The 13,820-nt window shown below is 30.5% G+C and carries 9 protein-coding genes; all 9 read right to left on the bottom strand.

Features of this window, described 5'->3' with window-relative positions:
* Positions 1–67 precede the first annotated feature (67 nt).
* Positions 68–694, bottom strand: a complete 627-nt coding sequence (locus tag ACI48Q_RS02125) for a K(+)-transporting ATPase subunit C (protein WP_474917392.1) — start codon at positions 692–694, stop codon at positions 68–70.
* 18 nt (positions 695–712) lie between these two features.
* On the bottom strand, positions 713–2,776 hold the full coding sequence (gene kdpB, locus ACI48Q_RS02120; RefSeq protein ID WP_474917391.1) for a potassium-transporting ATPase subunit KdpB: 2,064 nt from the start codon (positions 2,774–2,776) through the stop codon (positions 713–715).
* A 34-nt stretch (positions 2,777–2,810) separates the two neighbouring features.
* A complete protein-coding gene (gene kdpA, locus ACI48Q_RS02115; RefSeq protein ID WP_474917390.1) occupies positions 2,811–4,493 on the bottom strand; it encodes a potassium-transporting ATPase subunit KdpA in 1,683 nt (560 codons plus the stop codon).
* Positions 4,494–4,509: 16 nt separating this feature from the next.
* A complete protein-coding gene (gene kdpF / locus ACI48Q_RS02110; protein WP_474918321.1) occupies positions 4,510–4,587 on the bottom strand; it encodes a K(+)-transporting ATPase subunit F in 78 nt (25 codons plus the stop codon).
* Positions 4,588–4,990: 403 nt separating this feature from the next.
* Positions 4,991–5,932 carry a siderophore ABC transporter substrate-binding protein gene (locus ACI48Q_RS02105; protein WP_474917389.1) on the bottom strand — a complete coding sequence of 314 codons (942 nt, stop codon included), beginning with the start codon at positions 5,930–5,932 and terminating at the stop codon, positions 4,991–4,993.
* Positions 5,933–6,058: 126 nt separating this feature from the next.
* Positions 6,059–6,814, bottom strand: coding sequence for an iron ABC transporter ATP-binding protein (locus ACI48Q_RS02100; protein ID WP_474917388.1), 756 nt, complete (start codon positions 6,812–6,814; stop codon positions 6,059–6,061).
* On the bottom strand, positions 6,811–7,761 hold the full coding sequence (locus ACI48Q_RS02095) for an iron chelate uptake ABC transporter family permease subunit (RefSeq protein WP_474917387.1): 951 nt from the start codon (positions 7,759–7,761) through the stop codon (positions 6,811–6,813). The genes ACI48Q_RS02100 and ACI48Q_RS02095 overlap by 4 nt, the downstream gene beginning before the upstream one ends.
* A complete protein-coding gene (locus ACI48Q_RS02090; protein ID WP_474917386.1) occupies positions 7,751–8,704 on the bottom strand; it encodes an ABC transporter permease in 954 nt (317 codons plus the stop codon). Before ACI48Q_RS02090 ends, ACI48Q_RS02095 begins: the two co-directional genes overlap by 11 nt.
* 278 nt (positions 8,705–8,982) lie before the next feature.
* On the bottom strand, positions 8,983–13,743 hold the full coding sequence (locus ACI48Q_RS02085) for a collagen binding domain-containing protein (RefSeq protein WP_474917385.1): 4,761 nt from the start codon (positions 13,741–13,743) through the stop codon (positions 8,983–8,985).
* Positions 13,744–13,820 lie beyond the last annotated feature (77 nt).

Genomic DNA, 13,820 nt, shown 5'->3' with positions numbered 1-13,820 from the left:
CTATAAAACTATACTATTCTTATAATAGTGAGACTCCGTTTCCTTACATAAATCTTATCTACGCTAATTATTTAACTTTTAAAATTGAAGCTATTTCTAAGTTAACCTTAAGCACATTTACTCTTTCTTCTCCAAACACTCCTAGACTTTTACCTTCAGTATTCTTCTTAACTATATTATGAAGTTCTTCTTCACTTATGCCACTTGCCTTTGAAACTCCAGGTATTTGTACTATTGCAGACTCTGGGCTTATATTGGGATCAAGACCTGATCCTGAACTTGTAAAAAGATCCGTTGGTATATCTTCTCTTTTAACATCTGGATGCGCTTTTAGAAACTCTTCTATATCTTTTTCAACTCTTTCCCAAAGCACTTCGTTTGATGGACCTAAATTTTTAGAACCCGATGAAGCTCCACCATAAGCTGTGTTACCATCCTTATCAGGTATTATATCTTCACTTGTATAGGTATTGTAATTTATACCTGAAATTCTTCCTCTAAAATATTTTGGATCTGTAAATTCCTGTCCTATAAGTTCAGATCCCACCTCTTTACCATTCACTTCAATCATACTTCCATTTGCTTCATGATTAAAAGCCACTTGACTTATTCCTGTTAAGACAAGAGGATAAATAATCCCACAAAGTATCAATAAAACTATGCTTACACGAAAAGCTTTTTTCAATGTTTTCATTTAAGTTTCCTCCTATCCTTAACCTAAATTGAGTATCTTTACTAGTGGAGTAATAACCATATCTATAATCTTTATTCCTAGAAAAGGAACAGCTATACCTCCAACACCAAACACAAGCATATTCCTTAGTAACATTGCTTCTGATTTCATAGGTTTGTATTTTACCCCTTTCATAGCAAGAGGTATAAGGAGAGGTATTATTATAGCATTAAATATTAATGCTGATAATATTGCACTATATGGTGTTGAAAGTTTCATAAGGTTCAATATCTGCATTTGTGGTATAGCCACTGTAAATATAGCAGGTATTATAGCAAAATATTTTGCCACATCATTAGCTATACTGAAAGTAGTCAATGCTCCACGAGTTATAAGGAGTTGCTTTCCAATCTCTACTACTTCAAGTATTTTTGTAGGATCTGAATCTAAATCTACCATATTTGCTGCTTCTTTTGCTGATGTTGTACCACTATTCATAGCAAGTCCAACATCTGCTTGTGCTAATGCTGGTGCATCGTTAGTTCCATCTCCTGTCATTGCTACTATCTTGCCTTCTGCTTGTTCTTTCTTTATTACTTCAATCTTATCCTCTGGTTTACACTCTGCAATAAATCCATCCACTCCAGCTTCTTTTGCAATAGTTGCTGCGGTTAGTGGGTTATCACCTGTACACATAATAGTTTTTATACCAATTTCACGAAGCCTAGCAAATCTTTCAACAAGCCCTGACTTCACTGTATCTTTAAGATATACAACCCCATATATCTTATCATTAACACAAACTACAAGGGGTGTTCCTCCAAGCTTTGCAACTCTATTTACTGTCTCCTCTAAATCCTTTGGAATATTTCCACCTAATTCACTAACTCTCTTCTTTATAGCATCATAAGAACCTTTTCTAACTGTAGTTCCATCCTTTAAATCTACACCACTCATTCTTGTTTGAGCTGTAAATTCTATAAAACTAACATCTTCATATTTTTTAGAGTCTATGGTTGTACCTAATTTATTACCAAGTTCAACTATGGATTTTCCTTCTGGGGTATCATCCCTTAATGAACACATAACTGAGTAATTTATTAATTCACTATTATTTGCTTTTCCTACAGTAATAAATTCTGCTGCAAGCCTATTTCCATAAGTTATAGTACCAGTTTTATCAAGTATCATAGTATCAACATCACCACAAGCCTCAACTGCCTTACCTGACATTGCTATGACATTAAACCTTGTAACTCTATCCATACCAGCTATTCCAATTGCAGATAAAAGGCCTCCAATTGTAGTAGGTATTAAACATACTGCAAGGGCTATTAGTGTTGATATTTGAATCTGAACACCTGAATATTTAGCAATTGGGTATAGTGATACTATTACAATCATAAATATGAGAGTAAGACAAACAAGTAATGTGTTAAGGGCTATTTCATTAGGAGTCTTTTGTCTTGATGCACCTTCTACTAGTGCAATCATCTTATCAAGGAAAGATTCTCCTGGGGTAGTTGTTATTTTAACTTTAAGCCAATCACTAACAACTTTTGTTCCTCCTGTAACAGAAGCAAAGTCTCCACCAGATTCTTTCATAACAGGAGCAGATTCTCCAGTTATGGCAGATTCATCTACTGATGCTATTCCCTCAATAACCTCTCCATCATTTGGAATTATATCCCCATTTTCAACTAAAACCACATCACCCTTTTTAAGTTCACTTGCACTAACTGTCTTTATATTTCCATTTTCATCTAATAACTTCGCTATTGTATCCCTACGGGTTTTTTTTAATGATTCAGCTTGAGCCTTACCACGACCTTCTGCTACAGATTCAGCAAAATTTGCAAACATTACTGTTATAAACAAAATCACAGTAACTATGAAATTATATGACCTTAAGTTATTACCTTGATCTCCAAAGAGACCAGGCATAAAAGTAAGAATTAATGATATGAAAAATCCTATTTCAACTACAAACATAACTGGATTTTTCATCATATATCTAGGATTTAATTTCTTAAAGGATTCAATTATGGAATCTTTTAAGATATCCTTTGTAATAAATTTAGATTTTTTATCGTTATTGCCCATAATTATATTACTCCTTCATGCTTTATAATTGTAATCAATGCCATAAGGTAAGGTGCTCTGCAATAGGTCCAAGTGCCAATGCAGGTAAGAATGTAAGTGCACCTATTATTAAAACTACGAATACTAGTGTTATTGTAAATGTAGTATTGTCTGTTCTAAAAGTACCTGCGCTTAAGCTTACAGCATTTTTAGAAGCTAATGAGCCAGCTACTGCAAGAAGAATTATCATTGATATATATCTTCCATAGAACATTACAATGCCAGTTGTAGTATTCCAAAATATATTATTATCTGCAAGTCCTTCAAAACCAGAACCATTATTGGCTGCTGAAGAAGTAAATTCATATAATACTTCTGATAATCCATGGAAAGAAGGATTTGATATGCCAGCTAGCCCTTGTGGAACTGCCACTGCTAAGGCCGAGAACATCAAAATCAAAAATGGATGTAATATTATAGCGAGGGCTATAAGTTTAATCTCTCTTCCTTCAATTTTTTTGGATAGGAATTCTGGTGTTCTTCCAACCATAAGACCACATAGGAAAACTGCAAGTATTGCATACATAATCATATTCATAAACCCTACGCCATCTCCACCAAAGACTACATTAAGCATCATATTTATAAGTGGTATAACTCCTCCTATAGGTGTTAATGAATCATGCATATTATTAACAGTTCCTGTGGTAAAAGCTGTAGTTACTGTAGTGAACAACGCTGATTGCGTTACTCCAAACCGCACTTCTTTTCCTTCCATGTTTCCCATTGATTGATTAAGTCCAATCTCTGCTAAAGCAGGATTTCCTGCACTTTCTGCTGTATAACATACAGCTAGTCCAAGCATAAATATTATTGACATGGCCGCAAATATGGACCATCCTTGCTTCTTATTTTTTAGCATCAATCCAAAGGTATATACTAGTGCTCCAGGTATTATCATCATTGATAACAGCTCTATTAAGTTAGTTAGTGGTGTTGGATTTTCAAAAGGATGTGAAGAGTTAGCTCCAAAGAATCCACCACCATTAGTTCCTAAGTGCTTTATAGATTCAAGAGCAGCTACAGGTCCCATTGCTATATCCTGCATTTTTCCTTCTATTGTTGTTACTGTTCTTGTGCCTGCAATGGTTTGTGGAACCCCTTGAGATACAAGGAAAATCCCAACTACAAGTGAAAGTGGTAAAAGTACTCTTGTTATTACTCTTACTAATAGAACATAAAAACTTCCCCTAGTTTTTGTTTTCCCTATTATACCTTTCATAAAGGCAATAGCTGCTGCAAAACCTGTTGCCGCTGAAGTAAACATCATAAAAATAATAACAGTCATCTGACTAAAATAAGAAAGTCCTGACTCTCCAGAATAGTGTTGAAGGTTTGTGTTGGTTATAAAGCTTATGATAGTATTAAAGCTTAAGCTTTCCTCCATTCCTTCTATTCCACTAGGATTAAAAATGTGCAAGCTTTGAGTTCTTAGTATAAGATATCCTATGAATACCATTACTGAATTAACAACTACTAAAGTTATAGCAAACTGCTTCCAATTCATTTCTTCATCTTTATCTATTCCGCATATTTTATAAATGAAGTTATCAATTTTATTAAATAATTTATCTCCAAATGCTTTTTCTCCAGTACTTACATGGTATAGATATTTACCAAGAGGTACTACTGTAAGCATAAATATTATTAAACTTATTATTATTTGTAGCCAATCCATAAGTATTTCCTCCTACTTAAAATTTCTCTGGATTTAAAAGTGCATAACATAAATAAACAAATATCAAACTTATTATAATTATGAGAAACCACATAATCTTTCCTCCTTATTGATGCTTTCTGTCAACTTGCTTTTCACACCAATCTGCAAACCACTTAATAGAAAAAAATCCTATTAAAAGCGAAGTAACGAAAATTATATCCATCATAAAAATTTCCCTCCATTACTTTTTCTTCATAAATTAATCTTATCACCCCCTATATAAAGTTAGGATTAAGATTAATCCGTTGCGTATAAAGATTGTGTTAAGGTTTTTTATAATCTATTTAAATATATTGTTAATAATGAATTGTAATCTAAAACAGAAAAAGACCATGAAGTTTGTACAAACCTCATGGTCTTTTTCTCTATTTCATTTTTTAATTTCATCTTATAATAAGAATAATATAAAGTCTAAATCAATACTTATTTAAAGCACAGACTTAATCCACTAACTTCTATTTTTCAAGAGCACTCCCTACTTCATCTATCATTTTTTGTGTAGAGTTAAATCCACCATTTGATGTATACCATACCTCTGGATTTAAATATACTATTTTTCCATTTTTATAAGCATCAGTTTTCTTTACTAATTCATTTTCAAATAGTTCTTTTGCAGATGTCTGTCCACCAACAATAGCTCCTCTATCTACTACAAAGATATAATCAGGATTTTTTTCTACTACATACTCAAAGGAAGCCTTTTGTCCATGAGTAGATGCTTCTATAGTTTTATCTACAGCTTCCACTCCAAATTCTTTATGAATTATACCAAATCTAGAACCTTCTCCATATACGCTGAAAGTTCCGTCATTTGCTAAAGTAATAAGTGCATTTACTCCACTAGCTTTTGCTTTATCATTTACTTTTTTAATATTAGCTTCAATATTTTTAAGTTCTTTAGAAATTTCTTTTTCTTTATCAAACAACTTACCTAAAGTATTCATATTATTAGTAAATGAACCCATGTAATCAGTATTATCTACTCCTAAATGTATTGTAGGTGCAATTTTATTTAATTCATCATAAAATTTTGCTTGTCTTGCTCCAATAATAATTAAATCTGGTTTTATTTCATACATTTTTTCCATATCTGGCTCTTGTAATGTTCCTAAATCCACATACTTTTCGTCTTTATACTTATCTAAAAAGCTTGGTATGCTACTCTTAGGTAATCCTGTAACTTCTATTCCTAATGTATCTAGAGAATCTAGAATTCCATAGTCAAATACAACTACCTTCTGAGGATTTTTTATTACGCTTGTCTCTCCTAGTTCATGAGAAACTGCTATAGTTTCTTTGCTATCATCATTTTTATTACCTGTAAACTTTGTAATACTAAATACACCTAAAACTACTACTATTAAACCAACTGCCACTAATATAGTCTTTTTACTCATTTTTCCACCTCTTAAATTTATTTTTAGCCTCTGTTTTAATATAATGTTGATTATGAATTGCAATATTATTGCGAAGCAAACCATTTGTAATTCATAATCAATACCTATTTAAAATAGAGTCATATTTTAAAAATATACACAGATATTTCTGTTATCAATATTTTGTATATTGAATTTTATTTCATATATGTTTTCTAGCTCATGCTTTTGAATTGTTTCCTTTGCTAAGCCATCTTTTACTACTTTTCCATCTTTTAACGCCACAATATAATCTGAATAACAAGAAGCAAAATTTATATCATGTATAACTATAATAACAGTCTTACCTAGTTCATCTACTAGATTTCTAAGTATTTTCATAATTTCAACTGAATGCTTCATATCTAAATTATTAAGGGGTTCATCTAAAAGAATATAATCACTATTTTGAGCTATAACCATTGCTATATATGCTCTTTGTCTTTGTCCACCACTAAGCTCATCTAGATATTTATTTTCAATATCCTTTAGCTTCATATATTCAATGGCTCTATCAATATGTTCTAAATCTTCCTTTCCTAAGTTCCCCTGTGAGTACGGAAATCTTCCAAAACTCACTAATTCCCTAATAGTTAGTTTTATATTTATATTGTTAGATTGCTTAAGTATAGAGATCTTCTTTGCTAGCTCTTTATTATCCCACTGTAAAATTTCTTTACCATCAATCAGTACCTCTCCACTATCTCTTTTAATTAATCTACTAATTATAGATAACAGTGTACTTTTTCCTGCCCCATTTGGTCCTATAAAGGAGGTTATCTTTCCTTCATGTATCTTTAAGGAAACATCCTCTACTACTTTTTTATTTCCATATATCTTTGTTATGTTTTTTACCTCAATCATTTCGCTCTCTCCTTCATAACTAAATAAATAAAGTATATTCCACCTATGAAGTTAATAATTACGCTTACGGTCATTCCAAAATTCAGTATACGTTCAACAATAAATTGTCCTCCAACCACTGCTATAATACTTACTAAAAAGGTCGTTATTCCAAGTTCACTGTGCTTATATGTCTTAATGAGCTGCCTTGATATGTTTACCACTAATAATCCTAAGAAGGTTATCGGTCCAACCAATGCTGTAGATACAGAAGTTAAAAGAACCACAACCACTAGCATCTTTTTAACTACCTTATCGTAATCAACTCCAAGATTAATTGCTTCTTCTCTTCCTAGTGACATTACATCTAATTCTTTTAAAAATTCATAGCTGTATGCGACAGCAAAAATAATAACTATACTCGACATTATCAATATATCTGTATTTACATTATTAAAGCTTGCCATCATTTTATCTTGTACCACTTGAAACTCAATAGGATCTATAAGTACCTGCATAAAGGTAGTTAAACTTTCAAATAAAGTTCCACACACTATTCCAATTAATAATAAAGAAAATATATTTTTACTTCCTTTTTTAAACAAAAATCTGTAAATAAGGGTTGAAAATAAAATCATTATGATTATAGAGATAATAAAATTAACATTTTTCCCACTAATAATTCCACTATTTGATCCAAGTAAAAATATTAGGGTTGTTTGCAACAATATGTATAGAGAATCTAATCCAAGTATACTTGGGGTCAATATTCTATTATTAGTTATGGTCTGAAATATAAGGGATGAAAATCCTATTGCTCCACCAGTTAAAAGCATTGCATATATCTTAGGTACACGCCTATAAATTGCATATTCAAAATTCCCTTTATTAAGACCTCCCATAAGAAAAATACCTACTAGAAATATTGATATTATAGATAACAACATTAGAATTTTTTTATTCTTCATAAGCAAGCCTCCTTACAATCATGTAAAGGAAGATTATGCTTCCGATTACTCCAACCATTAGTCCTATTGATATTTCAAAAGGGAATATAATAACTCGTCCTAAAATATCACATACTAGCAAAAAAATCGGACCTATTAATGCTGTATGATATAAAGCATTCTTTAAGTTGTCTCCCATGTACATTGTTACTATATTAGGAACTATTAATCCTAAAAAAGGAATATTACCTACGGTTATAATTGTTACTGAGGATATTAAAGCTACAATACCCAGTCCTATATTTACTACGGAATTATAATTTAGTCCTAAACTAATAGAAAAATCTTCTCCCATACCTGCTATGGTAAATTTGTTAGCATATAAAAAAGCTATTACCACAACTGGTATACTTAAATATAATAGCTCATAGCTTCCCTTCATAACTATGGATAAATCCCCCTCCATCCATGAAGAAATACTTTGTATTAAATCATATTTATAGGCAAAAAATGTAGTTATAGAATTTATCACCTTTCCTAGCATCATTCCGATTAATGGTATAAAAACTATATTTTTAAATTTTATTTTTTTGGTCATCTTCATAAACACCATTGTACCCAACATAGAAAAAATGAAAGATATAATCATCTTCTCCATTATAGTTGCAGATGTAAAAATGAGCATAGCAACTAAAATCCCAAGTTTTGCAAAATCTACTGTTGCTGCTGTAGTAGGAGATACAAATTTATTTCTGCTTATCTGCTGCATAATAAGTCCACTTATACTCAGTCCTATTCCCGCTACAATGATACTTATTAATCTTGGTACTCTACTTATAAGTAAAACTTCTATTTTTTGATTATCAAAATTAAGTATATCGCTTATATTTATATTAGTTACTCCTATAAACAGAGATATCACAGATAATATAATTAATATCACTAGTAGATATCTTTTTTTCATTAGTAATCCTCCACCTATGTTTTATTATTTAGTAAGATAATTGGTAATCATTTTAATTTGATAACCATTATCATTTATATTAACAGGGTTATACTTTTATGTCTTACACTATATTTAGATTTTTTATAATATATTTGGATTATTTAAATAAGTATTATAAAAATCAAATGAATTGATTTAGCAGTATATTATAGAGCTTCACTAAAAAATGAGCTATAAGTACTACTACGTTACTTATAACTCATTTTACATTTTCTAATTATTAAAATTTTCTTTATTTAACTTCTCTTATCTAATCTTTTCTTTTTAAACAAAACTCCAAACCCTGCAACAATAAATATAACCCCTAAAAACATATAAATTATATTATTTATATTTCCTCCAGTTTGAGGTAGCCTTGGACCTGAACCAGATTGAGTTTTTCCACCACTATTATTGTTAGAACCACTTTGTCCATCTGGATTATTCGGATTACTTGGATTGTTTGGATTGTTTGGATCTACTAAACTATCTTTTTCATTTTCTATAGTTATTTCAATATACGGATCTTTTTCATCTATAGATACCTTTATCTCATTTGAATTTAATTGATATCCTTTAGGTGCTTTTACTTCTGCTATTTTATATTCTCCAAGCTTTAGACTCTCCACTTTTACCATACCATTTATATCGGTTGTTACCGTTGTTACTAAGTTTCCTGTTAAATCTCTAATCTCAAATATAGCTTCAGGCAATAGTTTTGTTTCATCTTTACTGTCTATCTTCTTGATGCTTATTGTTCCATATGGTTCTCCTGGTACTATTACTTCTCCATGATTCTTTATCATTAATTGAACTATACTATTATCCTTACTTATAGTTACTAAATGCTCCGTACTATCTAGCTTATATCCTGTAGGTGCTTTTATTTCTACTATTTTGTATTGCCCAAATGCTAAATTTTCTACTTTAGCTATTCCATTATTACCTGTTACTATTGTCGCTACTATTTTTCCTTTTGAATTTCTAACCTCAAATAAAGCTCCAGTTAATAACTTTGTTTGGTCTTTGCTATCTACCTTCCTTATACTTATTGATCCATATTCTTTTTCAGGATTTTTGGGTTCATTTGGATTTTTTGGATTTCCTGGATTTCCTGGATTCCCCGGATTTTCTGGTTCAACTGATTTTGCATTGTTTTTTATATCTAACTTAACTATAGTACTTTCCTTACTTATAATTACTGAATGTTCAGTACTATCTAGCTGATATCCTGTAGGTGCTTTTATTTCTATTATTTTATATTCACCTAGTGCTAAATTTTCTACTTTAGCTATACCATCAGCGCCTGTTACGATCGTTCCTAGTGACTCTCCTTTTGAATTTTTAATTTCAAATATTGCACCAGATAATAATTTTGTCTCATCCTTACTATCCAATTTTTGAATTATTATTGAACCATATACCTCACCAGGTGATACTATTTTTTCATCATTTTTTATATCCATATTAATTATGGTATTATCTTTACTTACAATCACTGAATGCTCAGTACTATCTAATTCATATCCTATAGGTGCTTTTACTTCTACTATTTTATATGCACCAAATGTTAAGTTGTCTATTTTAGCTATACCATTAGCATCTGTTATGGCCCTTGCTACTGAATCTCCTTGGGAATTCATAACTTTAAATTCTGCTCCAGATAATAATTTTGTTTTATCTTTACTGTCTGTCTTTTGTATTATTATAGAACCTAACTTATAGTTTTCTACAATTATTTCTTTACTTTCCTCTGAATCTACAGATACTTCAATATTCTTATTTTCAGGAATAATTTGATATCCTGAAACTGTTTCTGTTTCTTCTAAGATATATTTCCCAAATTTGAGATTTGGTACTTGCAGAACACCTTCTTTATTAGTTTTTGACTTTCCTATAAGCTTATTTTTAGCATCATATAATTTAAATTCTACTCCCTCTAGCTTAGTTTCCTTATCATTACCATCAACCTTAATTATTTTTAAACTACCAAGCTTACCACTTCCAGTTCCTGATCCATTGGTAACTCTTACGATTATTTCTTTTTCAAAAGGCTGATTTTCTGTGGATATTCCGTCTCCTTCAAAATACACTTCATTTGTAATTTTTGTCTTATCTATTTCTGTGGTAATTAAGGATTTATATTCGATTATATACATTGAATCAATTTTCTCTAAAAATTCAAACTTAAAAATTTGAGTTCCAGATACTAAATCAGGCTCTTCAACATGTATCTTATAGTTTGTAAAAGGACTATTATCTGATTTTTTATAAACTCTAAAACTATCTAATAAAAGCTCTTGTCCTATACTTAATGTGTCTATTAAAACAGCATTTTCAATTTCTGAGGAGCTCTTGTTCACCTCAATTTTCCATCCAATGTTGTTTCCTCGTTGTTCTCCATCCTTTTCTACAAATTTTTCTGAATCTGAATAGCTTACTTTCCCACTATAAGTTACATCATTATTTATAGTTGCATTATTTATATACTCTTTTTGCGATACTCCTACAATTTTAGTTTTAAATATAACTCTATAGGGAGTGCTAACGGGACCCTTAATTTTAACTTTAAACTTTTGTTCTTTTAACTCCTCTATGATGTACCTATCACCATCTAATTTACTTCCAAGCTTCATTGTTCCATCTTTATCAACGGTATATTCATAAATTTCTATAGAATTCAAATCAAGCTTTTGGTTACTTTCTATACTATCTTCCACTATAATATCATTCATTTTTTTAGATAAATAGTTAAGATTAATATTCCAAGTAATCTCTTTTTTATCTCTGTCTAGTTTTCCTGATTTGTTGCCATTGTTACTTGCAATACCTGATATCTTTTGGATTGCAGTTTTTTCTATAGGAGTTACTGCTCCCTCCCAACTAAAAGTCGCTTTATTAACATATTCTGACTGTGTTGCATTGTTTGAATCCATTTCAGAGACAAACTTGGTTTTATAGGTAATTGTATATATTGCACCCTGAACAGGATTTCTAAATATTACTTTGAATCCTTTAGACCAATCATTTTCTTCTATATAATCTAAAGTATAATCATTATCTCTAATTAATTCAGTATTACCTTTCTTAATCACTAGGGTTTCTTCTAGCATAGTTAGTCCACCATTTGTAAAGGTATCCTCTATAACAAGATCTTTTATCGACTCTTTTATCGGATTTACTGTAATTTTCCAGCTCATAGTATTATCTGAATAATCTATGCTACCCTTTTCTTTATTGAAACCATTAACTGGAGCTGGATTATTTACAGTACTTGTACCTGTGCCAACTCCTCCAACAGTTACTTTATTGGTAAAATTCTGTTGGTTACTATCGATAATATCAGTTCTATACTCTATTCTATAGGCACTGTTAATATTACCTAAGTTTACTTTAAACTTCGTAGTTCCATCTTCTTCCTTTGTGATATCCTCTGCCTTATAATCAGAGAGAGAATCACCATCTATGGTGGCATTACCCTTATCATCAAGTTTTAGTTTATAAACCTTTAATGAATCTTCAACTAAATTTAATCCTGGTGAAAAACTATCTTCAACTAGAGCATTCTCTATATTCTTTTCAGCTGTATTTATATCAATTGTCCAAATAATATATTTTTCATCATAATTTACAATAGCCTTTCCTTTCTTAGATATTTCTTTTCCTCTTTCCACATTTACTACTGCAGAATCTTCATCTTCTAAGAAACTTGCCTTATTTTCAAAGCTAATTTTACTTTTATCTATAATATCTGTGTCATATTCTATTTGATACACACTATTGATGTTTCCTAAATTTATTTTAAAATTATTAGGATTTTCATCTGGAGTATACTCTACTGTATAGCCTGATTCAATAAGCTCCTTATTAGCTATATTTCCTTTATCATCTAAAGTAACTTTATACACCTTTATTGAAGCTTTATCCAATGCCAATCCAGCTTGCAAATTATCCTCTACTATTGCATTCTTTACTTCAGACAAGGACTTATTAATATCAATTGTCCATGTTATTTTATTACTATTAAAGAATTTATCAGGCTTCCCATTTTTTTCTATATTATTTCCTTTAGTTATAGTAACTTTAGCAGTAGATTCTGACCCTAAGAAATTTGCAGTATTTTCAAATATAGTATTACTCCTATCAATAATATTAGCATCGTATATTATCCTATAGGCAGTATTTATATTTCTTAATTCTACTTTAAATCCACCTTCTGTTTCAATTATATTATATTTATCTGGTGTAACTAAATCTCCTAAGGTTGTACTACCATCAAGATTCACATTTAATTTATATATACTTATGGAATCTTTGTCTAGCTCCATCCCTTCACCTAAAATATCTTCCACTATGGCTCCATCAATTTTATCTAAAGATTTATTTACATCAATTGTCCATGTAATCTTATCGGCATTAACTGCTTTATTTGCCTTCCCCATTTTCTCTACAGGCCCATCAACATTATCTGGTCTAAATCTTATTGTGAATTCCTTCGTTTCTTCTTCAGATATAGGAAAAACTATCTTTACCGGATTTTCTCCTCTAATAATTTCTCTATTAAATTCTGTATTAAATTTTACTGTCCCTAATACTTCAGAATGGCTAGCAGCATATTCGTTATAGACTAATTTTAGCTCTCCATCCTCAGCTAAATAGAATTTACCTACACTCTCTCCGTCGTTTAAAAGAAGATCTCCTTCAACAGAATTAAATATACTAAATGCTTTAGGAACTTGAACTATTGTATAATCACCGTTATTGATTTCTTGTTCCTGTTTAATTTCCCAAGTATAAAACAAGGACACTTTTGAACCCTGTTCTATAGGAACTTCAGAATTCTCGTCAATTACATTACCTGATGGGTCCTTCATAACTACGGATGTAATAGTATTGATTTCCTTGGGGCCTAAATTATCACCATTAAAAGCATATACAGGCAAAGAGGTCTGGATTAAAAATGTGAAAATTGTTAGCATAATTATTATGAATCTGTTTTTTTTACCTGAAAATTTCAATATAATCCTCCTATCATAAATTAATTACTGAGTGTTTTAAACGCTTTAATAAGTATTCATTGTTAAAAAAACACTTA

The sequence above is a fragment of the Clostridium sp. LXY-7 genome, from assembly GCF_056172015.1.
The sequence above is the reverse complement of the archived record's forward strand: the minus strand, read 5'-3'. Positions and strand labels throughout refer to the sequence as shown.